The sequence below is a fragment of the Bacillus subtilis subsp. subtilis str. 168 genome (genome assembly GCF_000009045.1).
Classification (GTDB): Bacteria; Bacillota; Bacilli; order Bacillales; family Bacillaceae; genus Bacillus; species Bacillus subtilis.
On sequence record NC_000964.3, the window covers coordinates 2,208,986 to 2,229,938 of the forward strand.

A 20,953-nucleotide genomic window follows, 5' to 3' on the forward strand; every position below is an offset into this window, starting at 1 on the left:
CACCTCCTTTAAAGTAAAAGTAATTCTAAAAGTTTTTGATTTTCACCCATCTTTTGCAGTTCTAACAGTGGCAGCCTAATAAGGAATTTGTCATTAGACTTTTTAAAATACTCGATTGAAGAATAGAAACATGCTTTATTTTGTTCGAGTCTTCCTTTCAAATAATAATGCATTGCAAGCTCATTATCGTTGTGAACTAAAAGATCTAGTTTATCCAAAACTTCTTTTGCTTTGGAATTTTCATTAAAGTTGATAAAACAATGAGCTTGCTCCTGCAAATCCATAATTGAATCAGATTCAAAATTAATCCACTTATTTTCTTTGCGCCATACATTATTTAAGAAGCACAAAGCCTGCTGGAAAATCATGTTGTAATTTTCATTTTGAACAGAAATGCTTAGCCCTTTTAAAAAGTTTTCTTGAGCCAATTCATAATTCGAAAATAATAGAGAGTTGCCAATAGTTAAGTAGCTGAAAACCTGAAATCTCAGGATATTTGTACTTTCCAATGCCTTTTTAGAGTACTCTCTGCACTCCTCTAATGAATTTTCATTTAACTTTATATTAGACATTAGAACATGAACTCTTGTTTGATATGTATTTCTAATGTACATGTTCTCAGAAATCTCACTTAGGTCAATTTGTTTTATAAGTTGGGCCATCGGAGAAAAGTTACCAGTGCTTAAATAATGATAAAGCAGCAAGAGTCTTGAGAAAGAATTCATTTCAGGTGTTTTTATATTTAATTTGCCGAGTCTTTTCACTGCCTCAAATTCAGTAATAACACTGTTAGACAGTTCTCTATGTATTTTATACACTTTTCCATATTCTTTACTTTTCATATTGCTGCAAGAAATCATTGAATCTATTAAAACATCTTCTATTTCAAAAAACATATTTGCATCAGCATACTCCAATGCACTTCTTGCTGCCTTTGTCTTAACATCTAGGTTTAAACAGTAATCTTTCATTAATTCATATTCACGGTCTGGATACTGACTCTTAACAATGTTGACTATTGAAGAAAATTCATTAAATGTTTTCCCATCATGGTTTAAGAAGTCATAAAGAGGATTGGGGTTTTTAAGGCCAGCTACTGTTGCCCATTTATTCATTAAAGAGTTGTCATTTTCCAAGTCTTTCTTCATAGCTATCCTTATTAACTCCATTATTTCCCCTCATTTCTTTTTGTTGTCTTTATTGGTTAACTTAATAATACTATAGATCACATTACGAGTCAATTATTTTATACATATTTTTTGTATTTGTAATCTCTTTAAAATTCCAATTTTAACTAGACACAATGAGGACTAAACCTCATTGTGTTCTTCTAAAGCAAAAGGTCCTACTTAAGGCTATAATACACCTCTTCCGCAATATCCTTTGCAAACCTAGCGAAAATTTCTCTATCAAAACTTCTTAAGCATTTAGCTAAGGACAGGATATTCTGCACATGGTCAAGTGTATTAGTCAAATCTAATGCCGTTACCAAAGAAAGCAACATGTCTTTGTAGTTCATATCTCCGGCAACGCCTTTATAAACCACATGTTGCCGTTCATCGAAAACTGGGGCATTCTCAGATAGGTGTATATCAAATTTCGCAGCGATATCCTCCCGCTCTATAGATATCAACTCTTTAATTAACTCTACTAATTGCTGTTCACTCAAATTAGAATAACTTGCTCTCAATAAATTAAAGGAATCAACACCTATTTCACCATGGAGGTCTTCCCATCTAAAATATAAAAATGTGTTTTTCATTTTAAAACTCCCCTAAGAATACTTTGTACATTTTCCCGTTATGATCTTTTGCCTCAAGATAAACCCTATTGCATTTTTTCACTTGTTTAGTTTCCTTTTCGTTTAAAAATTTTATTATATTAATAGCGATGATTTGCTTAGAAGGCAAATTAATATTAAATAACTTATCCCTGTAATAGCCAAACTCAGCAAACTCTTCAGTTGTTGCTTTATCATCAGGGGTAACAGAAACAATTAAATTTGTGTTTTTGTAAAAGCAAAATTTAATTTCCCGTAGAACCTTGGGGATCTCAGCGCCATTGTATATTTCAATCTGGGAGTGTATTTCTATTTGCTTTGCTTCATCTTTAGATGGCATAACATTAGTTCCCCAACCATCATTATCGGTTTTAAAATATATTTCAAAGTCAACTATATAAAATTTAATTTGCCCAAAGTGCTTTAATATGTGAGTAAGAATTAAAGTGACTATAACTCCCAATAAAGCCCCAATGATACCTTCAAAATTAGAAATTATTTCTCCTATATTATTCAAATTTGAATATTTCCTTTCTGTATGTCTTATAAGATGTGATCTATTGACTCATGTAATAAATGCTTGTTTTTTGTTAAATATCCCCTCGCCCAAGGCTGTATGTTGTATGCAAAATAAGAACCACGATTACTAATATTAGAACTTCTATAAATAATCTTTAAATGTTCTAATTCCTGAGCTGTCCCATCAGTTATACTTAATTCCACAGACCGAACATCGTCAAAGATGTAGGGGCTTAATATTTGTTTTTCCCTCCTATTAAGATTTCGGAGTCTTTCTTTTTGCAGTTTATAACTGTATTTTTGGTCAATTTTATTTTTTATCCCCAAACTTATCCACCAAATAAAGTGAGATAAAATGAAACTGGTTGATGCTAAGAAAACAAGCCCTAGGTAAAGTTTATAGCTATTTATAGCATCTTTTATACCAAGTGTTTTTCCTAATCCAACATTCCCTAACCAAAGCCCAATTCCAGAAAAAACTGCTAGTCCCAATAAATATTTAGGGCTCAGCTTAATAATGTCACCTACCCATGAAGGACTTTTTTCATTTTGGTCACTCATATAATCAACCACCTCATATTTATAGAATAGTGAAGATGTTATAGCCGCTTCCATTCAACATACTCGAACCGCTTCTGATACAAGTCTTCAAGTATAGCAGCCCATTCAATCCAACCTTCTGCAACAATGTTTTTCTTTTCTCCATTCTCAATCCACTCTATCCAATACACCTGAACACTCCTAACGCTTTACGACTTGAATTTCCCTTACCTCACATTGCACATTACACTTCGTTTTAAGCTCACTTGCTACCTCGATGACTTCTAACATATTATGTATTTTAGAAGCTTCATGGAGGTCGCTAGATGTCAAATAACCACTCTCATCTAATTTAAATGCTTTAAAGTATTCCTTGTTTTCAAACTGCAGTACATAAAAATAATCAATCAAAGGCATAAATCAACCTCTTTTAAATAATTTTGTAATCCTCATTGCCAATGGCAGTAAACCAATTAACATAAAAAAAGCAATCACATTAAGCTTATTTTTGAAAAACAGGCTGGCCAAATTCCTTTCCATGCCCGCTGCTGTTTCTTTATCCATGAGTTCTTTAAACTCTTCATCATAGACCTGATCAACAAAAATAAACTTAATGCCAGTCAATAATCCAACTCCAAGCCAAATAATTAAAAAATAAGCTAATCCAATCATTTGTTCCCTCCCTATATCGAACGAAATTTGGTATTCTTGAGTATGTTGAATAAATTATGTAGGTGATCTTGTGGAAGAGAAATACGAAACAAACGGATATGACACTTCAATCGTATATGATTACAAAGAATATCCTGATGTAAAATACGGCCGCTGCGACAATTGTGATTACACTTTGTTTAAAAGCTCTGTGAAGAGTGGAATATTTTTACGTGAATGCAGAAGGTGTGGCATGAAAAAGAGCATTTAGTGTAATGCTCTTTTTGTTTAAAACACTTCTTTTATCTTGATTCTTTATGCTCTCGGATTAAGACGCGTAATCGTGTTAAGGTTAGCATAAGGAGTGATACCTTGCTAAAAGTTGCAAAAATTTCGGTTTCTTGCATTGTATTAGTCTTGTGCATATACTCATTGTTCAATCAAAATGAATTATTGTTGATTGTTGTGCAATTATTTGTTGCCGCCCTTTTATCATTAGTCGGAGTTGAAGCGATATTAAGCAAACAAAAACTGTCCGAATATTTACTGTTTGGATCAGCAGCCTTCTTACTTGTTGTAAACGGTGTGAAATTCATAATTTAATATGTTAATTTCGTAGGAATATCGAATCCCAAAACCAATAAATAAACGCAGCTACAATACTCATAATGTAATACTCAAAGCTTCTGAACATGGTAAGAGCATTTGGCGGATAATCAACAAACCAGAACAAAAACACAGCTGAAAAGGCCACTGCAATATAAATTAAAAAATTGATCAAACTGAATTTTCTGCGCCTTCTTCTTAGCCACACTTGCAAAGGGGCAGCAAACACCAAGTAAGTGATTAAAGCGTAAAATGCAATGATGGCAATTGTGACTAATGCTATTGCCATAAATCCAGAGTAAACAAACAGATACAGACCAAAAATTAGACCAAATGACAAACTTGAAAACGCCAGAGTATAAACATAACTGTTTAACGCTTTTTGATTGAGGCTCAAATCAGCACCTCCGCTTGTTTCACATTTCCCTTTAAAATCGTAGTTTTTAGATTTCAGTTACAGTTGGTCTTTAACAACTGATCTATATCTAATTAAAAAGGCCTCTAGTCTCCCCAACTCTGTTTTATGGTAATCATGATGAGTCCCTTCGGTTTCTGGAAATAATGGATTTTTGATAGGAAGCGATTCTGGTGAGTCCTTATGACTTTGGAACGTTTCCCAAGCTACGGGGTCAGATATTTGGAATGTCTCGCCCAATAACGAACAATGTCCACTGTCTTTTCTTTGCCTAACAGGAATAGCATAATTCTTATATAGCTTGTAATTTTCAATTGTTTGTCTGTTAATCTTAGAAGACAAATAACAGATTCCCCAGTATTCCGAAGACTCTGTCTGTTTAACCCATTCAAGCAAAAATTGAGGAATGATATATTCTGGTTTAAAAATGTCTTTTTGTTTTTTTACTCTAATTAGGCATGCAGATATTAAAATCCATGTCATAAAGTATGCATTAAATTTATATATTTTTCTTCTAAATGTTATTTCAAAAAATTTCTTTAGATTATCTGCCAGTTCCGTAGGTGAAACACTTAAATCCAGAATTTTTATATCTTCATCCTCAAGGTGAAAAACCGAAGTGTAGGTAGTATTTAAGTCAGGCCTTCCTAGTTCTTCCCAACAAACAAGTGATGAACTTCCAAGGTAAAGACATGGAAATCCTGGTATACTAAAACGATTTGTGCGTATTATTCCTCTCTTCTCAAATGGTATATGAAACATATCATCTTTAGAAAAAACCTCTGTGTTACTGGTTCTCATTCTAAAGAATTTACAAGGAATACGAATACTATCAATGTTATATAAGAGCAGCTCTTCAATGTTAACCTCTTCAGAAAAGATATTCATTCCTTTATCAAATTCAGCATATGCTAAATGCACATAACCATCTAAGTAAAGTTCAATTGTTTTAGTAATTTGTTGCGCAAAAGATTCTATCTTTGTGATTTTTGATGAATCGAATGATTTTCTATTTGGTAGCTTATGCAATTCTTCTATATATTCTGTATAAACATTCTCCATAAAAGCATCTAAATCATCCCCACCCGTTCTTTCTATTGGAATATCGCATTTATCAATAATAAAACTTAATATTGGATCTATTTCAATAGTCCATTCAATTAAAATGTCTAACCTTTCTTTATTTGAAAAGGTGCTGGTGTTAATTTTTTCCTCCCCAATAACATCATTGGTGTTTTTGTCTATAAATTCAGGTTTTACTGTTAACTCTTTAAAAATATCAAATGCAAGCTCTTTCAAAGAATCATTAATTTCCTCATGTTTCGATAATTCTTTTTTTAGCCTTTTAGCTTTTCTATACAAATCCATTTATGTTCTCCTTATTAATTTTTCACCTTTTCCATATAAGTACGATTTTATGTAGACCTGGAAAACTTGTAATTCCTTCCTATGCTTGTAACTTTAGTATACCATTTTCATCCTGAGTGATCGATATGGTTATGGCTTTTTTCGAATATCAGCAATTCCTGCAGCTCGATGTTTAGGTATGTACAGACTTTATCTAACAGATCTCTTGGATACCGCTCCATTTCGTCATTATAAAGCTTTCTGACAGTTGGATACTCATGATCAATATCTCTAGATAGCTTCCGGATACTGATCTTTCTTTCGTCTATTATGGACTTTAAATTTGATCTAATCATAATTCCACTCTTTTCATTTGTCTTTTATTGATACCTTATAGTAATCAACTGATACATAAAAAAGACCAAGATAAGACTTGGTCAATAATGCATAAATCTAAGTTCGTTTTATCGTTCTTATTCGTGATCTAAATCGAAAACCGTTTAAACCTTTTTAACTTCTTACAACATAGATACTTAGTCAAAAGCAAATGTTTTTTGTATGGCAACTCTGAGAAATTTTTATCGCCAACTGACTGTAAATCCTTATAAAGACATTTTTAATTGTCTCTTGTTTTCCAAGGGACAAATTCATATACTCCTTCTATTATAGGTACCTTTAAACGGTTTACATAACTTCCTTCATATCCCAATATTCCAAGTGTTAGTAATTCAAGATACCAAACACCAAGATAAAGTACATGGAGCTTATCTATCGGATTGTCAAAATCAAGTTCCCTTGTAGGATGGACTATCTTATTCCTAAATACAGTAAAAAGGTGTGGGCCATCGTCATAATTATCCTTAATGTCAATAAAGAGTTTTGGTATTGATAAGTCAATTGAAAATCTAGATAATATTTCTCTAAATTTCTCTGCTGCATTCATATACTTATATTTCGATTTACTAATATTGGATTTTCTGTCTACAATAAGATACACCCACGCCAAAGTTTCCAATGCAACCTGAACAGATACCACCTTGTTTTCTACTATACTTGATGAATGTGCTTGGGAGTACCAACTCAACACTTCCCATAAAACTTTATTCCAAAAAGGATCTTCTTGCTTCTCAATCACCTTTGGAAATAAATGTTCTAAGGATGGAGATTTTTGTTTTGGAAACCAAGTAATATTATTAGTCCAGCCATCTATTAATGGAACTTGGTATTTACTCCATATTACCTCCTCGTTGTGGTATCCTTCCAATGTAGGGATAGCAACATGTCTACCTGCTGAAAAGGATAATAACCAATAAAGCCCTGAAATAAGTGGTTCTACTTCTTTAGTATCAAATAATTTATCATCCACTCTTTTTAAATATCCCACATGTGTTATTAAGTATCCACCCGAATTTTTTAATCTATCAAAGATTTTTTTGTTTGAATAGTCATATCGCTTATCCAAAATTATTTCCCAATCTTTATATTTTAATTTTGTTCTCCCTGAAAATTTAAACCTTCCATGCACAATCCTTCTACCTAAATCATTCACGAAGTTAACCACCGTGAATTCCATTCTATTCACTTTAGTTTCAGCTGAGGTTAAAATAGATCGTTTTAGTATCCCTGATACTTTGTTCCCTTTACTTCCGTCTGTTATACCTGAAATAAGAACTTCAGATTTCATAAATCCAGGTACATTAATCATCATATTATTACTTTTCATTGCCTTTTCAAATTCGAAAAGCTTGCTAAGATTGCCTGAAATGGCTCCTTCAAATATTAGTCTAGCTTTTGGTAAAAATGCAATTTTAACTTCTCCCAAGATTTCAAAAAAATCATCAGCAACTTCAATTGTAAAGTGGCCGGTATAGATTTTAATCGGTTCATTAATATCGTACTCTAAAAAGGAGGATTCAAGAGCTATATTTTCCAAATTTATCACCTAATTATTTTCTCAAATTTTAAAGTCTATTATTTAAGTTCTTCATTACTTTTGCAATTCCTTCACTAAGGAGGTCATTCCCCATAGAGTTCCAAACCTGCTTCTTTTCTTTTAATTCTCTGTCCCTAATTCTATGCGATTATTTAATGAACCTGTCTTCTTGAAGATCAATCATGACCATCTCCAATTTTGTTCTGTACAGCTTTCACTATCCATATTCTATTTAAAATATGCATTTTATTTTGATATATATCTGAAGCTAAACATTCTTTATTCAAGAAAAGAATCGCTGCTTTGAACTATTGTGACTCATTTAAAACGGTATAATCACTTGTTAAAGCTAATTCCTATCCTTCCCAGGTAATAATATAATTGAGTGGTTCTAACCCCTTTTCTAAACAAAGAACCGTGTACTCAAATTCTAAATCAAGGATTTCTCCTTCCCATGCCTCATCGAAATTCCCTGACCCTCTTTCTTTTCGATCAATGAAATAGTCCCTCTTCATCTCAATGATTTGTTTTTCAAGATCTTCAAATCCCGTAGAATAATCTTGATCAGTATTATGAATTTCTTCATCAATTTTATCGAGTGCAGCGTAAACTTCTTCGTCAGACATGCAATCAACTTGTGAATGCGTGTATCCCAGATTAAGCAGGTCATTTCGGCAGTTATTTGAAATGCTTCCTTGTAATCTATTTGTAAGACTAGACTCAAATTTTTCAAGCTGTGATTCCAGCTCAATACGATTGGATTTAAGAGCATCAAGATTAGTATCTAACTCACAGTATTGTGTATTAATTTCATTTTCCAATTCATCAAGTCTAGACTCCAGATTAAAAAGTTGCGCATTCATTTTAACTACCTCCTGTTTTTATACATATTATTTGTATTTGTTATTTATATTATAACTTGATAATCTATAATAATCAATAATTAAATACATATTTTTTGTATTTGATATAGCGTTAATATTAATTGCTCATGAGGGGGTTTGGGGGTGGTGTGAGCAAAAATTGTTCAGGTGAGGAACGAACCGTTTTGAACAATTAGCAGCACCCCCATTCTCTTATTTTATTATTTAATTTATTTACTTCTTTTCTTCTACGAGAGACCCCTATAAAACCCTTATGTACCAAGGGTTTCAAAAACGATTTATTGCTTTTTTTTTCATACGCTATTCTTATCTCTGGTTCTCTAACCAATCCATTAACAGCTTTCTCATTCGTGATGATGGGACATATATATTAATATCCTGTCCATTTCTTATAGCTGATCTCCAAATCCATTGAATCATCTCAGATAAAGCAAAATTGTCCTCGTTTATGATTATTCCCTTGGATCTAAAATAATCATCAATTGCAGGATTAACGAATCTGTTTATTGAATAAACCAAAGATCTTTTGTGACTGTATTCGTTCGTTGCTTTGATGTTACAGGCTAAAAAGCCTTTCGTATAACCTTTCCCACTTAGTTTACTTTTATGTGATTTAAAAGTTGTCCAAAGATTACCCTTAGACTTTGATTTAAGTATATTCTGGTAGTAATTCAGAATATTATTCTTAAGCCGTTTATGTAACACTGAACGTTTTTCAAACCAGTTTTTTGATAATGCATAATAATCATCACCAATTTTATTCAAGTCACCTTCATATATTTTAATTTTATGTCTTAGGACATCCTTCTTTGCTTTATCAAATTGCCTACTGTGCTGCATTAATTTATAACTGTCATTGTCTTTGACTACTGCATAAAGTTCATATTCTATTCCGTTAATGTCATAATAATATTTCTGAATCTGAGCATCAAACAAATATGTAAGATTATAGACCTGTTTAAATTGGGCAAAGATGTCTGCAGGAAACTGCCAAAACAATACAGACTCATTATGCAAAATTAAGTTTTTACTCTTGGCCAAATGTTTAAGTGTTTGGAACTCTCCTTTATATTCCCTATTAAGATTTCTTTCTTGTTCATCATTCCAAATGATTGTGCCATTATTGTTCTTAATCCATTCATTTTGGAACAGCATATCCAGATCATCCTTGGATATATTTAATTTCTTAACCACTTCCATAGTTTCATCCAGGATAAGAGTATAATTGCCTGAGTAAATCAATTCTTTAGTTGTTTCATTAGCCATACTGAATAAAGCATGAGTTGTTACAATGTCATTGTTATCTGCTAAATGTTTATGTAATGAATCCAGTTTATAGAGCGTTTCCCCTTCCTCACTATGTATTTTTGGTTCGTAAAACTTTCTATTCGTACATGACCTCTTTATTCTTGTTACCTCATCAAGATATGGTGTGATAAAGATAAAATGCTCATTCTTTGGTGCCTCATTCATCATCTTAATAATGTAAGTTGTTTTACCAGATCCCATAATAGAATCGATAACTTTAACTCTTTCCATATATCCTCCTTATATTTTAATTTTGTATCGAAAAATAAGGAACGATAATTGCCTTACCGCTCCCTTATTTATAACGCATATTTAATTATCCTTGTGTTGCTGCATGATTAATACTGAATCATCTTGTTTTACTTTGCTTATCTCTTCTCTGTACTCTAAAAGGTCTTTATCAATTCTGACAGTTGCTTCTTTGATGGAGTCAATATCTTTCTTGAGCATTTCCAATTCCTTTGTTAGCTGCTGAATAGCATCCAGGAATTTTTTCTCCAATCATCTCACCTCAATGATTTAATTATACCATGAGGCCTATATGATTAGTGTGACTTGTTTCTTAGTTTAAGGAATACACAATAGATGATCCATAACAATATGGCAATGATACATGTGACAACAAAAATTGTGTTGATTAGCGCCTGTCCTTCGCTGCTGAAGTAATCTTTGATGAGTTGAAACATTAAGAATAAGCCAATGAATGTGATATGGGTAAACCATAATGAGAATCGTTTCATGTTTGCAATGTGCTTGATCATGTTATAATATGGGTAGGAACTAAAGGAGAAGTTCATTCCCCTTTAGCTTAGCTCTCATCGGCGTATACGTTGGCGTTGTCTCTTTGGTCGGAGCCGCTTGCGTATACGCTTTTTCTTTTTGCTTGTCCCATTCTTTAGGTTTCTTACCTTCTCAACTATTGTTAGACTGTTGATTGTAAGAACCGTTAAAGATATGAGGAAAGCAACTACGATACCCATTTTCTCAAGCACTATGTACACCTCCTTTCCTATGACTCTATTATAACATAATTCATGATTTTTATATACATATTTTTTATATTTGTGGTAAGTTATTTGTGTGTTGATGGATGGTATTAAGATGCCTTGTGTGCTGTTTGAATGAACAAGAATACAATTGGATTGGGAATTGATTAAGGATGCTTAGAGAGGTGTTATATTGGCTCTGAGAGCGTGTTAATGTATGAGTGTGATTAGGTGGAATGTATGATGGGATCCGGTGTAAATTTTTCGTCTTCTTTCCTCAAGAAGTGAAATATGATACAAGGTAAAGCCTCCTACCAACAAAATAAAAACTTATGTTCGACTTTATTTTCTAAAGAAAAGCCCCAAAATAGGGCTTGTTTTTAATGCTCTAAGTTAATTTTTAAGTCTAGCTTGTCCCCTAAATTCTTTAAGTCCTCATTAAATGGAGAAGAGATTCTCAGCCGAATTGATTCTAAATCTTTTATATCCTCTTCGTTATCAAAAACATATATGATGGATCCACTATCATTTACTTTTCCTACGTACTCGTCGAGAAGCCTGTCACTTTCCAACAATGATGGCTCATCGATTTGTACCCCAGTGCTTGTTGCTAATTGTGCTAGACTTGGTCTGAAACGAACTACTTCATCAGATGTATTTTCTGATTCAATTTGAACATCAATAAAAGGTAGTTGTTCGTTGGCAACAGCGGCAATTACTTTTTTTACAGTAAATTGGATCGGGCCAGTTTTCACAGTGGTTTCTTTATTGCTGATGGCCATTACTTTAGCTGTACCACCATCAATTTCATAAACATCCCCAACTTTTTCAGGACCATTAACTGAGATGTCTTGGCTTTCTGATGTGTTGGTATCAGTTGCATTGTTTGTGTCTTCTGATGATGAAGAAGACTCTTCACTATTTTTGCAAGCTGCGAGCAATATCAGTGAAGTGATTAATAGTAAAATCCCCAATTTTTTAAACAATTTCATTTCCCCTTTTTACTCCAGTTATTTTTTCTTTTCTTTCATTTAACTTAATGGTGTTAAACAGTTTGTTTTCTTTTTATTAAACAAATGTTTTACCAGAAGAATTAAGAATAGCTACTAATGTTCTTCGAACTCTTTTTTTAAAAGATAATACAGTAACTCTTTAGCTTGCTCTTCCGAGATCATTCCATTATATCCAGCAATTAAAGTCTCTGGATCATTTAATATCTCATCGAGATCAAATTGTGCATGTGTGCCTTTTAGAAGAAAGTCAGTAGATACTCCTAATATATTGCTTAATTTAGTAAGGGTTTTTAAATCAGGTTCAGCCTTACCAATTTCATATTTCCCATATCCCTGTCTCGTAATTCCTAAGAAATCCGCCATCCGTTGCTGGCTATATCCTTTGGAGGTACGGCATTTTTTTAAACGTTCTCCAAACATAGTAGGTTCCTCACTTTGACAATTATTATATAAGCAAATAGTTTCGTAAACAAAAAGAAGCAAAAAGTTTCATAAAATATATCGGGAGAAACTAAAGGTTTCTTTAATTGTTAACAGTGTAGAAACAAACTGTTTACAGAAGGAGATGTTGATTTGAAAAAGAGAACCTTAGTTAAAGACAAGTTGCTGACTACCTTTCAAGGCTGAGATGGTCAGTAAATACAAGGGTTATATATGAAGATATGATATAGTAATGTAAGTGGATAAGAATAAATTATGTCTTCGATTCCCTCGGATTCGTTATAAATACGATTATTTTTAATGAATGGTTATTCATTTTTAAATTGAAAAACAATTTATTTTTTAAAAATTAATTCTTGTGTTTGACCTGGAATTATGATAGCATTGGTGCAGACCTGCCCAAGTCATTAAATGCACGTATAATGTTCCTTATACACGCATTACAATACCAATATATGGGGGTATATTTACATCTAATGGTAAAATTAAGGGAACAGATGTACCCATAGCACTTCCATTTCCACACCCTATCCAAATTTTCATTTTCCTAATTCCACCTCAAAATCACCCTTTTTCACATCGTAATCGCTATCGTAAAAGCCTTAAATATCAACATTTTCCCCTCTTCAAATTTACTCGATTTCTTCAATATTTAGATAAAGCAACCACTTTCCCCTACTCTCACTTATGTTTTACGATCGTTTATCCCCTAATCACCATTCGATACAGCAAATCTCCTTATGTTTACTGGCTTTTTAAACTCTTTAATATTTTTTACGATAAGCATGTTTTTAGATTACGATAATCCCCCCTTCTCTAAATGCTTCAGAATTCACCTCTTAACCTGGAGCTATTAACACACTAGCGAAAAAACAATAGACAAATACAAATAATATGTATATAATAAATCCATAAGTGAGGAGGTGAGATAATGCAAAAGGATTCAGAGAAAGTAACGTACATGTTTAGTAATTTAATTGGATTTTTAGAGACTGCTATTATTGAAGGAACTGCTTCACAAGAAGAAAACACTCTTTATGAGGACTATAAACTATTTGGAACAATCGATAAAAAGAGCTATACATATAAAAATCTTGTACATAAGTATCTAAAAAGCGATTATTAAATCAAAAAATATGCATAAAAGTAATAAGGGGAGAATTTATTGAAAGGAAAAAAAGACGGCCTAAATAAACAAGTACATATTTACAGTATTGACACTTCTGCTTTTTATAATGATCAAGAAAACAAATTACATAACAAGATTTTAAAATCATATAGGTACAGAGATCATCTCAGAAAACTTGAACATGTTGATAAAAAACATAAGAAGTACATAACGCAAAGGATTATTTCCTTAAAAGAAAAGCTTTATAACGCCTTTAACGATCATAATCAAATAAGAACACTTAGAACAGATTCTCTGAAAGATAATAATGTGATTTCATTATTTGATTCAGTCTTAACTCGAACGCTGGGAATCAAAGAAAACTCTCTCTCTGAAGAGATCATGGTTGTCCAAACTTATCACTTTCAAATTTTAAGGGACATTATTGATAAAGGATTCATACATAACAATGAGAAATACGTTTATTTCACTAGCAGTGCCGGTCAAATAAGAACAAAAAAATCTTGTTTTATCAAACAAAGCACCTTAGATAAGTATCAAAATGCTTTAACTTGTGGTCTTAGTGTGGAGCATATCAATGCTCAAGGTGGAAGCAGCATAAACAAATGGAATAGCTACATGGCCTTATCGAATAGCGCCAGCAGTTCATGGGAAATTGATATTGATAAAGCAATTGTCGTAAATGACTTAGAAACAAATGTTTCCAGCCTAGTTGATTATATTGACCGGGATACATATGAAATCACACGTAAGATTATGGATATTCCTATAGAACATACAGATGGTTGTGGAATGATGCTCCCTAGTTTGAGTCAGAAAAGCTTTATGGTCAGATTACCTTGGGTTAAGGGTCTACTTGTTCCATTTGACTTTAGAAAGTTTGCTGAAAAACACAGTTCATTTATAGTTAAAGACGTCTACGGTAAAGAATGGGACATTATTAAAGATGATATCCAAATAATTTTTACGAAAAGCCAGTTTAAGATGTGGAAGTACTATGATTCTTGGGATGATTATCGCTATAAATTTAAAAAGTATGGATGTTTAGGAGCTAAATTAAATGAAGAAGATCCATCTGTTGAGGGAAAACTGACTTACCAGATGCTACAAACACTCACGGATATCACAGATGAGGAATTGAAACAAATCAGCTCAAAGACTGTTAGTGAGATTACTCAATTAGGCACTGATAAAGAAACAATGATGAAAGTTTTAGGGGCTACCGAGAAAAATAAACATAAGACAAGCCTTCAAGAAGCTCTACTAATATATCCTGAGCTGCTAAATGATGATCACACCAAAGAAATCATTAAGAATAAGAAGAAGAGTATGATTAAGGACGCCAAATCAGGAAAATTACTTGTCAGTGACGCCCGGTATACATATTTATGTCCTGACCTATATGCTTTTTGTGAAAGATTGTTTCTTGGAATTGAGAGTCCAAAAGGACTACTTTCAGGAAGCGATGTCCATTGTTCTTTATATGATGAAGGGTATATTGATATCCTCCGCTCCCCTCACCTATTCAGAGAGCATGGTGTTAGGTGGAACAAGAAAAATGAGGAATATGAAAAGTGGTTCATTACCCCAGGTGTTTATACCAGCATTCATGATCCGATATCCAAGCTGCTGCAGTTTGACAATGACGGGGATAAGGCCTTAATTATTTCTGATGAGCTAATCGTCAATATTGCCAAGCGTAATATGGCGGACATCGTTCCTTTGTATTATGAAATGTCTGTAGCCCAGAAACAAGAGATTAATAGCAGAAACATCTATGAAGCACTAACTCTTGCTTATGGAATCAATATCGGGGAGTACAGTAACAACATCACTAAGATATGGAACAGTGACAATATAAACCTGGACGTGATCAAATGGTTATGCATGGAGAATAACTTTACTATCGATTTTGCAAAAACCTTATTCATGCCCACCCGCCCTGATCACGTTGATGAGAAAATCAAAGATTACATAAAAAATAAAGTGCCCCACTTCTTCATCAATGCAAAGGATAAAGAAGAACATAGCGTAGAATCGATTAATGAAAGTACAGTAAATAAGTTAGACTCCATTATCCCTTCTGACCGAATCAACTTTGCTGCAGTTGCAGGAAAATTTGATTACCGCTTCTTACTCAAAAACAAAGAGATTAAACTTAATGAAGCCGTAATAAATGAATATAAACGTCTTGATCGAAATAAAAAATGGCTTATGAATGATGAAGAAGCTAAACCAGGACAAAAACTTTATGTCTATAAGATTATCAAACAAAAACTATTGGAAATACATAATGATGACGGATTTATTACAGATGTATTGGTAAAACATCTATATAAGAAAAAAAGTAAATACAAATCGACACTGTGGGAGTGCTTTGGCGATATTGTACTGGAGAACATTAAGCATAATTTAAAGACCTTTAAAGGATGCTGTATTTGTGGAAAAGCTTTTAAGCCAACATCTAACAAAGCGAAGTACTGTCAGTCTTGTGGAAAGAAAAAAGAACGTGACAAATACAAAAAATATAACAAAAAGAGAATTAACCACCGTTAGAAAGTGCCTTGAGCCTTACTCCCCCAAGGTGTACAGCGATTTTACCGAAAAAAACTTCAACAAAAAAGTGTCTTTATCCCTTGGTGCTACTGGGTTGAGAGCACTTTTGGAGATAATCGTCATAAGGGAGACAGAAAGCTAATTTCCACATAAAAGGGCTAGTACGTTTCCCCCGTCTATATAAAAGACAATCTTTATTGTTCATTTAGAATAAATTTAATAATACTTAGGAGGAAATTGATTATGAATAAAACAGAACTAATCGCTAAAGTGGCAGAAAAACAAGGGGTATCTAAAAAAGAAGGAGCTCCCAGTGTCGAAAAAGTCTTTGACACTATTTCAGAGGCATTAAAAAGTGGAGAAAAAGTAAGTATTCCTGGTTTCGGAACATTTGAAGTTCGTGAACGCGCAGCTCGTAAAGGGAGAAATCCCCAGACAGGAGAGGAAATTGATATTCCGGCTACAAAAGCACCTGCATTTAAGCCAGCAAAAGCACTTAAAGACGCAGTCAAAGCTAAATAATCAGTTAATGAGGACGACAGGAAAGGCTACCTGCACGCTTTGTCACAAAGAGCTTATGCTCCTAAAAGTGGCAGAGTTGGAAGTTATGGAGGAAATTGTCGACCTCCCCTCTTTTCGCTTTTCATCTTCAACTCCGGGTTAATTAATTATAGTTATTTATTTATGGCATGGGGGTGCCGTCAATAATTAGTTGATTACTGATATTTGGGATATCAGTTCTCGACTAATGTTCATTTATGAAGGTAAAGACTAATCTAAATGAATATTAGTGGAGATTCCTCTCCAGTGTGAACTAGCTTTTCTCGATTAAACAATATCTACTCCCTTCTTTTCTGTATCATTCTGACACAAAACTGCGGCTGGTCATTGCAGTTAGTCGGATAATAGTCATTTATGAGGGTGCGAGGTTAACTCGGATGTCTGTATCTTCAGGAGACAGATAAATGGCTATTATCGGGCTAAACATGTCGGTAAGACCTTTGCTACTCAAGTTTTTTATGTAGGGTGAATCCCATCACAGTCTTACTATGGGTGACATGTATCCCTGAATATTAATTGCGGTGTACTGCTTCGGCTTACACTTAGGGAATGTAGATGCGTCTCCCTTCCCTTTAAATAATGCCCTTGTAAGCTTCGATGCTTATTATGCGGTCAACAAAATTTTTCCGGGTAAACGAGGCTTTGAAATTACATACCCTCGTAAAATAAGTGATATGGTTTTGGGCGCTTGATCACCGCTGTCATTTCACAGAAAAGGATTATTTTCGGTCTTGCCTTTTCCTTTCACTTAGTAACATATTCGCTACTTTTCCTTCAAGAAACTTACCTTTCCCATGCACATACCTCCTTACACGGGTCAGAGAAAACTGTGCAAAATAAATGGCGAGAGTTTGAGACGCTTTGTTTCTCAATAAGGCGTGTAACCTGACAAGAGAGACTGAAAACGCCATTGAGAAGGCTTATAATGGGTCTTTCCTTCTCATTATTGGTGTTTCGCCACCATAATGTGTCGAGGTTTAGAGTTAGTATTTCATTGTCTGATCGAGAGTAGCCGATTAATCCCGCGTGGGGGACACTAAAGATACCGCGATACGTCCAGCTTTGGGATTCCTTCCATTGCCGCTACTAATCAAGGCTTCACTGTGAATTCAGAGATTTTACACAGTTCTTAAATGAATTAGCTCATCTGCCATGTGCAGAAGGAGAATCAGTTTTCGCACAGCGATTACCGGTTTATATGCTCATGTACCATGATGTACAAGGAGTTCCTGAAGACGTTATTTTGGCGTCTTTTGATATTTCGACTTACTTATAGTTTGTCAACTGCAAAGGTTTCAGTCGCTGAACCCGTAATCAGCGTAATCCCTGTCGATCTGAAGGCTTGCGTCCCAACGTGAGCTAATGACGTAGGTGAAACGGGGTTAGAATGTAATCAGAACAAGGTCATCTAAATCGTTAGAAGGCCTTTTTGTGCTTGCGTTTTACTGATCAGCCGGAATGTGTTTACGAGCCTTCCGGTACGCAAGTTATCAATAATCTCCTTCGGGCGTTTCCCCAACGCCTATCCGACTTATCTTTCATCTCCTTTATATCCCCTTCTCGGACGTTACCGATGCTTCGGATCATCGGGCTTCCGAAGGAGCTTATTGTACGTAAATAGAAAATTATTGGAGGAATTTAAATGGCAAGCAAAAAAGTACATCAAATTAATGTTAAAGGCTTTTTTGATATGGACGTAATGGAAGTTACTGAACAAACTAAAGAAGCTGAATACACATATGATTTCAAAGAAATTCTTTCAGAGTTTAATGGAAAAAATGTTTCAATTACTGTAAAAGAAGAAAATGAACTTCCTGTTAAAGGCGTTGAGTAAGGAGATGACTGACTGAATGATCGATCCTGTTCAAACTAAGCGTCACTCAGATGAAAACCTTAAAGAATGGAAAATAAGAATCTGCTCTAATAAAGACATTTATAATCTAAACTGGGAAGAAATCAAAGAGTTAATCAACAAGGAAACTGGTGAATCTAAAGGTGAATCAGCTTATAGAAAATGGTTCAACAACTTCATTGAAGGAGTTGAATACCAACGAGAAAGGTCAGATGAATCAAATAATTCTCTCCTTGAATTGGAACTGAAAAAGGTTGAAATCATGGAAGAGAGAAAAAAGCTTCAAGCTGTAAAGCATGAAATACATAAAAACACACGCGTCAAAGGCCGAACAGAGCTGCTATATGAAAATGTAACTGAAGCAATTGAGAAAGTAGGTACTCTCCCTCCCCCTTCCTTCTATCCATTAAATAAGAACGAAAGAAAAAGAGCTGCTGTTCTAGGGTTTGGAGATGAACACTTCGGGAAGCAATTTAAAAGCAACAACAATGAATACAACGAACAGATTTATTTGCAGCGTATGAATCAGATTCTTTCTGAAACTGTTGAGTACATTCAAAAAGAAAATTTAGATGAGCTGGTCGTGTTAAATGGTGCTGACAGTGTTGAAGGTATGGCATTGCGCGTATCGCAATTAACTGCCCTTCAGTACGGGTTTATTGACCAAGTGATAAAATACTCTAGGTACAAAGCTGAATGGCTTTTAGAACTTTCTAAGCACGTCAAAATTAAGTACATACATATCCCTTCTGCAAATCATACTGAACTAAGATTACATAATACAAATCGCTCGGAAATGCCTAAAGAAGATGTAGAGCGTATTATAGCTACTTATATCCATGACGTACTCAAAGACAATGAGCGAATTGAAGTTCCTTTATACGACGAAGGAATTGTGGATTTTAAATTACTTGAATTTGAAATTGTCGCATGTCACGGACACCAGATTAAAAACAAAAAGAATGCCATTCGTGACATCTCACAGATGAAACGAAAATTCTACGATTACATGTACATCTCCCACTTCCACCACGGAAACATGCTCACTGTAGGTGAAGCAGCCACTCATAATATCCAAGTTATACAACTCCCTTCTGTAATGGGTTCCGATGAATACAGTGACAGCTTAATGACAGGTGCCAAAGCTGGAGCAAACCTTTCAATTTATGAGTCCGGTAAAGGTCGGATTATTCAATACGATTACATATTAAATTAAAGAAGGCTCCTATTAGGCCTTCTTTAATTAGGTTTATCTTGTAAATCCCTCTAAGTCTTTAACGTGAGTAGATACATCTTTTATAAAGTCAATTGTTTCAGGCGAATCATTCAAGTAATCAACTGTCAATAATTCCTTTTCTTTAATCTCACTGATGAGATTTCTAATAACATTTTGAAGCTCAGTTTTTTTATCTGTAATGAAATAATACTTAACTCGATTACCCTCACGTGAAATTCCTAATCGATCAACTGGCTGTGTAGATAATTTATTTAATACACCTCGAAGAACTCCATTTCTATATTCACCATTCTTAACAAGTTCAGGTATCTTTTTTGCTAGTTCTTCAAGCAGCTCTTTTTCTGTAAGAGGGTGTTTTGAACCCTTTAAAATCACTGGTATATTTTTACGTACAAGATCTGATAATGTAACTTTGTTTTCCATAACGTGATCTCCCCTTTAGATATCGTAATACATAAATAGTGTAATCCACTTTTTTATCAGATGTCAACATCCAATAGTGGATTTTTAAACCTAAAGTTAAACTATTAATCTTTTTTTGATAAAACTTTAATTTTATTTAGATTGGAGTCGCATTAATGGTTGACTGCAAAAAGGTTTATTAAAGTAATACAAAAAAACGATTGAGGATGAAGAAGAAAATGACGAATGAAGACTTTAAATATCTGAATAAGCACTTAGAAACACTTGCCCAACTCAAGCAGTCTGGATACAAATGTGATAAAGAGATATCTACTGTTATTAGTAAATTACATAAACTAATGGGACTTGCATCAAAATCAAAAGTTAATTTTTACACTTTAGGTAGCAATGTTGAAAACGAAAACATTGCTGATTATAAAATAGGCGTAGATTCTCCAAAAGGAAATAGGTTGTTAATCGTTGATCCCCGGACAGATTGTACAACAGTTTTACTTGTTAATGTTAAAGACTCCAAATTTGAAAATATTAAAAGAAGAATAGCTTCTCAGACATTCGGATATCAAGCAGACCTATTGGTTCAGATTTTAAAAGAAAAACGCCCTGACAAACTGTTGATTGATACATGTGGAATTGGTAAAGGGTTAATGGACATGGTGATTGAAAAGTTAAAAACACAAGATATCGAAATGTCTCCCAGTGGTGATTTGACCTATAGTTAAGCACCTTTTTAGAACGCCCAGCGAAGATTGCGGTACTCCCCTTCCGCTCTATT

General features: G+C 33.8%; 28 protein-coding genes and 1 other RNA gene. 10 read left to right on the top strand and 19 right to left on the bottom strand.

Features of this window, described 5'->3' with window-relative positions; all coding sequences use genetic code 11:
- Positions 1 to 8 precede the first annotated feature (8 nt).
- The 7 genes from aimR to yopE form a co-directional block, all read right to left on the bottom strand.
- Positions 9 to 1,169, bottom strand: coding sequence for an arbitrium peptide sensor regulator; phage SPbeta (gene aimR, locus BSU_20860; protein ID NP_389968.1), 1,161 nt, complete (start codon positions 1,167 to 1,169; stop codon positions 9 to 11).
- A gap of 176 nt (positions 1,170 to 1,345) precedes the next feature.
- The gene (gene yopJ, locus BSU_20870; RefSeq protein ID NP_389969.1) at positions 1,346 to 1,762 is read right to left on the bottom strand and encodes a conserved protein of unknown function; phage SPbeta; all 417 of its coding nucleotides are present in this window, start codon (positions 1,760 to 1,762) and stop codon (positions 1,346 to 1,348) included.
- A 1-nt stretch (position 1,763) separates the two neighbouring features.
- Positions 1,764 to 2,297, bottom strand: coding sequence for a conserved protein of unknown function; phage SPbeta (yopI, locus tag BSU_20880; RefSeq protein NP_389970.1), 534 nt, complete (start codon positions 2,295 to 2,297; stop codon positions 1,764 to 1,766).
- Positions 2,298 to 2,323: 26 nt separating this feature from the next.
- Positions 2,324 to 2,860, bottom strand: a complete 537-nt coding sequence (sieB, locus tag BSU_20890) for a superinfection exclusion protein B; phage SPbeta (RefSeq protein NP_389971.1) — start codon at positions 2,858 to 2,860, stop codon at positions 2,324 to 2,326.
- A gap of 38 nt (positions 2,861 to 2,898) precedes the next feature.
- Positions 2,899 to 3,030, bottom strand: coding sequence for a hypothetical protein; phage SPbeta (yopG, locus tag BSU_20900; protein NP_389972.1), 132 nt, complete (start codon positions 3,028 to 3,030; stop codon positions 2,899 to 2,901).
- Positions 3,031 to 3,040: 10 nt separating this feature from the next.
- A complete protein-coding gene (gene yopF / locus BSU_20910) occupies positions 3,041 to 3,256 on the bottom strand; it encodes a conserved protein of unknown function; phage SPbeta (protein NP_389973.1) in 216 nt (71 codons plus the stop codon).
- Between the two features lie 3 nt (positions 3,257 to 3,259).
- On the bottom strand, positions 3,260 to 3,511 hold the full coding sequence (gene yopE / locus BSU_20920; protein NP_389974.1) for a conserved membrane protein of unknown function; phage SPbeta: 252 nt from the start codon (positions 3,509 to 3,511) through the stop codon (positions 3,260 to 3,262).
- Between the two features lie 70 nt (positions 3,512 to 3,581).
- Here yopE and yoyH point away from each other — a divergent pair, with 70 nt between their 5' ends.
- Together yoyH and yoyI are read left to right on the top strand one after the other, a co-directional pair.
- Entirely contained in the window at positions 3,582 to 3,761 is a 180-nt protein-coding gene (gene yoyH / locus BSU_20928; RefSeq protein YP_003097748.1) for a conserved protein of unknown function; phage SPbeta, read from the top strand.
- 101 nt (positions 3,762 to 3,862) lie between these two features.
- A complete protein-coding gene (gene yoyI, locus BSU_20929; RefSeq protein ID YP_003097749.1) occupies positions 3,863 to 4,093 on the top strand; it encodes a conserved membrane protein of unknown function; phage SPbeta in 231 nt (76 codons plus the stop codon).
- 4 nt (positions 4,094 to 4,097) lie between these two features.
- Here the strand turns inward: yoyI and yopD are convergent, their stop codons facing one another.
- From yopD to yoyJ, 8 genes are all read right to left on the bottom strand, one after another.
- Positions 4,098 to 4,493 carry a conserved membrane protein of unknown function; phage SPbeta gene (gene yopD / locus BSU_20930; RefSeq protein ID NP_389976.1) on the bottom strand — a complete coding sequence of 132 codons (396 nt, stop codon included), beginning with the start codon at positions 4,491 to 4,493 and terminating at the stop codon, positions 4,098 to 4,100.
- A gap of 57 nt (positions 4,494 to 4,550) precedes the next feature.
- Positions 4,551 to 5,879, bottom strand: coding sequence for a conserved protein of unknown function; phage SPbeta (gene yopC / locus BSU_20940; protein NP_389977.1), 1,329 nt, complete (start codon positions 5,877 to 5,879; stop codon positions 4,551 to 4,553).
- A gap of 107 nt (positions 5,880 to 5,986) precedes the next feature.
- The gene (gene yopB, locus BSU_20950) at positions 5,987 to 6,214 is read right to left on the bottom strand and encodes a putative transcriptional regulator, lambda repressor-like; phage SPbeta (RefSeq protein NP_389978.1); all 228 of its coding nucleotides are present in this window, start codon (positions 6,212 to 6,214) and stop codon (positions 5,987 to 5,989) included.
- Positions 6,215 to 6,474: 260 nt separating this feature from the next.
- Complete coding sequence (gene yopA / locus BSU_20960; RefSeq protein NP_389979.1) at positions 6,475 to 7,791, bottom strand: conserved protein of unknown function; phage SPbeta; 1,317 nt, start codon at positions 7,789 to 7,791, stop codon at positions 6,475 to 6,477.
- A 356-nt stretch (positions 7,792 to 8,147) separates the two neighbouring features.
- Positions 8,148 to 8,654 (bottom strand): conserved protein of unknown function; phage SPbeta, encoded by a 507-nt coding sequence (gene yonX / locus BSU_20970; RefSeq protein ID NP_389980.1) that lies wholly within the window; start codon positions 8,652 to 8,654, stop codon positions 8,148 to 8,150.
- A 327-nt stretch (positions 8,655 to 8,981) separates the two neighbouring features.
- The gene (yonV, locus tag BSU_20980; RefSeq protein ID NP_389981.1) at positions 8,982 to 10,214 is read right to left on the bottom strand and encodes a conserved protein of unknown function; phage SPbeta; all 1,233 of its coding nucleotides are present in this window, start codon (positions 10,212 to 10,214) and stop codon (positions 8,982 to 8,984) included.
- Positions 10,215 to 10,295: 81 nt separating this feature from the next.
- Complete coding sequence (yonU, locus tag BSU_20990; RefSeq protein ID NP_389982.1) at positions 10,296 to 10,484, bottom strand: conserved protein of unknown function; phage SPbeta; 189 nt, start codon at positions 10,482 to 10,484, stop codon at positions 10,296 to 10,298.
- Between the two features lie 44 nt (positions 10,485 to 10,528).
- Entirely contained in the window at positions 10,529 to 10,780 is a 252-nt protein-coding gene (gene yoyJ, locus BSU_20999) for a conserved protein of unknown function (toxin/antitoxin island); phage SPbeta (protein ID YP_003097750.1), read from the bottom strand.
- Here yoyJ and apbT point away from each other — a divergent pair.
- Positions 10,758 to 10,864, top strand: an RNA gene (gene apbT / locus BSU_misc_RNA_90) — antisense RNA of toxin SpbT. The genes yoyJ and apbT overlap by 23 nt on opposite strands.
- On the opposite strand, the gene spbT is transcribed toward apbT, so the two are convergent.
- The 3 genes from spbT to yonR form a co-directional block, all read right to left on the bottom strand.
- On the bottom strand, positions 10,799 to 10,975 hold the full coding sequence (gene spbT, locus BSU_21000) for a toxin; phage SPbeta (RefSeq protein ID NP_389983.1): 177 nt from the start codon (positions 10,973 to 10,975) through the stop codon (positions 10,799 to 10,801). The two genes, apbT and spbT, sit on opposite strands and share 66 nt — an antisense overlap.
- Before the next feature lie 374 nt (positions 10,976 to 11,349).
- Positions 11,350 to 11,961: a putative hydrolase lipoprotein; phage SPbeta gene (gene yonS / locus BSU_21010; RefSeq protein NP_389984.1), complete on the bottom strand. Its 612-nt coding sequence runs from the start codon at positions 11,959 to 11,961 to the stop codon at positions 11,350 to 11,352.
- 114 nt (positions 11,962 to 12,075) lie between these two features.
- Positions 12,076 to 12,402: a putative transcriptional regulator (Xre family); phage SPbeta gene (yonR, locus tag BSU_21020; protein NP_389985.1), complete on the bottom strand. Its 327-nt coding sequence runs from the start codon at positions 12,400 to 12,402 to the stop codon at positions 12,076 to 12,078.
- A 952-nt stretch (positions 12,403 to 13,354) separates the two neighbouring features.
- Here yonR and yonP point away from each other — a divergent pair.
- The 6 genes from yonP (at position 13,355) to yonJ (ending at position 19,737) form a co-directional block, all read left to right on the top strand.
- Positions 13,355 to 13,549 carry a hypothetical protein; phage SPbeta gene (yonP, locus tag BSU_21030; RefSeq protein NP_389986.1) on the top strand — a complete coding sequence of 65 codons (195 nt, stop codon included), beginning with the start codon at positions 13,355 to 13,357 and terminating at the stop codon, positions 13,547 to 13,549.
- Between the two features lie 39 nt (positions 13,550 to 13,588).
- Positions 13,589 to 16,108 (top strand): conserved protein of unknown function; phage SPbeta, encoded by a 2,520-nt coding sequence (gene yonO, locus BSU_21040; protein NP_389987.1) that lies wholly within the window; start codon positions 13,589 to 13,591, stop codon positions 16,106 to 16,108.
- A gap of 243 nt (positions 16,109 to 16,351) precedes the next feature.
- Positions 16,352 to 16,630 (top strand): HU-related DNA-binding protein; phage SPbeta, encoded by a 279-nt coding sequence (hupN, locus tag BSU_21050; RefSeq protein NP_389988.1) that lies wholly within the window; start codon positions 16,352 to 16,354, stop codon positions 16,628 to 16,630.
- A gap of 560 nt (positions 16,631 to 17,190) precedes the next feature.
- Positions 17,191 to 17,361 carry a hypothetical protein; phage SPbeta gene (locus tag BSU_21058; RefSeq protein YP_009513968.1) on the top strand — a complete coding sequence of 57 codons (171 nt, stop codon included), beginning with the start codon at positions 17,191 to 17,193 and terminating at the stop codon, positions 17,359 to 17,361.
- Positions 17,362 to 18,311: 950 nt separating this feature from the next.
- Positions 18,312 to 18,503: a conserved protein of unknown function; phage SPbeta gene (gene yonK, locus BSU_21060; RefSeq protein NP_389989.1), complete on the top strand. Its 192-nt coding sequence runs from the start codon at positions 18,312 to 18,314 to the stop codon at positions 18,501 to 18,503.
- A 16-nt stretch (positions 18,504 to 18,519) separates the two neighbouring features.
- On the top strand, positions 18,520 to 19,737 hold the full coding sequence (yonJ, locus tag BSU_21070) for a conserved protein of unknown function; phage SPbeta (protein ID NP_389990.2): 1,218 nt from the start codon (positions 18,520 to 18,522) through the stop codon (positions 19,735 to 19,737).
- A 33-nt stretch (positions 19,738 to 19,770) separates the two neighbouring features.
- Here yonJ and yonI read toward each other — a convergent pair whose 3' ends face one another.
- Entirely contained in the window at positions 19,771 to 20,181 is a 411-nt protein-coding gene (gene yonI / locus BSU_21080; protein ID NP_389991.1) for a conserved hypothetical protein; phage SPbeta, read from the bottom strand.
- Positions 20,182 to 20,399: 218 nt separating this feature from the next.
- On the opposite strand from yonI, the gene yonH reads away from it, so the two are divergent.
- Entirely contained in the window at positions 20,400 to 20,900 is a 501-nt protein-coding gene (yonH, locus tag BSU_21090; protein ID NP_389992.1) for a conserved protein of unknown function; phage SPbeta, read from the top strand.
- Positions 20,901 to 20,953: the final 53 nt, after the last annotated feature.

Excerpts from the sequence above, each read along its gene's own strand:
- aimR (NP_389968.1), bottom strand. The coding sequence starts at position 1,169 with ATGGAGTTAATAAGGATAGCTATGAAGAAAGACTTGGAAAATGACAAC.
- yopJ (NP_389969.1), bottom strand. The coding sequence starts at position 1,762 with ATGAAAAACACATTTTTATATTTTAGATGGGAAGACCTCCATGGTGAA.
- sieB (NP_389971.1), bottom strand. The coding sequence starts at position 2,860 with ATGAGTGACCAAAATGAAAAAAGTCCTTCATGGGTAGGTGACATTATT.
- yopF (NP_389973.1), bottom strand. The coding sequence starts at position 3,256 with ATGCCTTTGATTGATTATTTTTATGTACTGCAGTTTGAAAACAAGGAA.
- yopE (NP_389974.1), bottom strand. The coding sequence starts at position 3,511 with ATGATTGGATTAGCTTATTTTTTAATTATTTGGCTTGGAGTTGGATTA.
- yopC (NP_389977.1), bottom strand. The coding sequence starts at position 5,879 with ATGGATTTGTATAGAAAAGCTAAAAGGCTAAAAAAAGAATTATCGAAA.
- yopB (NP_389978.1), bottom strand. The coding sequence starts at position 6,214 with ATGATTAGATCAAATTTAAAGTCCATAATAGACGAAAGAAAGATCAGT.
- yonX (NP_389980.1), bottom strand. The coding sequence starts at position 8,654 with ATGAATGCGCAACTTTTTAATCTGGAGTCTAGACTTGATGAATTGGAA.
- yonV (NP_389981.1), bottom strand. The coding sequence starts at position 10,214 with ATGGAAAGAGTTAAAGTTATCGATTCTATTATGGGATCTGGTAAAACA.
- yoyJ (YP_003097750.1), bottom strand. The coding sequence starts at position 10,780 with ATGAACTTCTCCTTTAGTTCCTACCCATATTATAACATGATCAAGCAC.
- yonS (NP_389984.1), bottom strand. The coding sequence starts at position 11,961 with ATGAAATTGTTTAAAAAATTGGGGATTTTACTATTAATCACTTCACTG.
- yonR (NP_389985.1), bottom strand. The coding sequence starts at position 12,402 with ATGTTTGGAGAACGTTTAAAAAAATGCCGTACCTCCAAAGGATATAGC.
- yonP (NP_389986.1), top strand. The coding sequence starts at position 13,355 with ATGCAAAAGGATTCAGAGAAAGTAACGTACATGTTTAGTAATTTAATT.
- hupN (NP_389988.1), top strand. The coding sequence starts at position 16,352 with ATGAATAAAACAGAACTAATCGCTAAAGTGGCAGAAAAACAAGGGGTA.
- yonK (NP_389989.1), top strand. The coding sequence starts at position 18,312 with ATGGCAAGCAAAAAAGTACATCAAATTAATGTTAAAGGCTTTTTTGAT.
- yonJ (NP_389990.2), top strand. The coding sequence starts at position 18,520 with ATGATCGATCCTGTTCAAACTAAGCGTCACTCAGATGAAAACCTTAAA.
- yonI (NP_389991.1), bottom strand. The coding sequence starts at position 20,181 with ATGGAAAACAAAGTTACATTATCAGATCTTGTACGTAAAAATATACCA.
- yonH (NP_389992.1), top strand. The coding sequence starts at position 20,400 with ATGACGAATGAAGACTTTAAATATCTGAATAAGCACTTAGAAACACTT.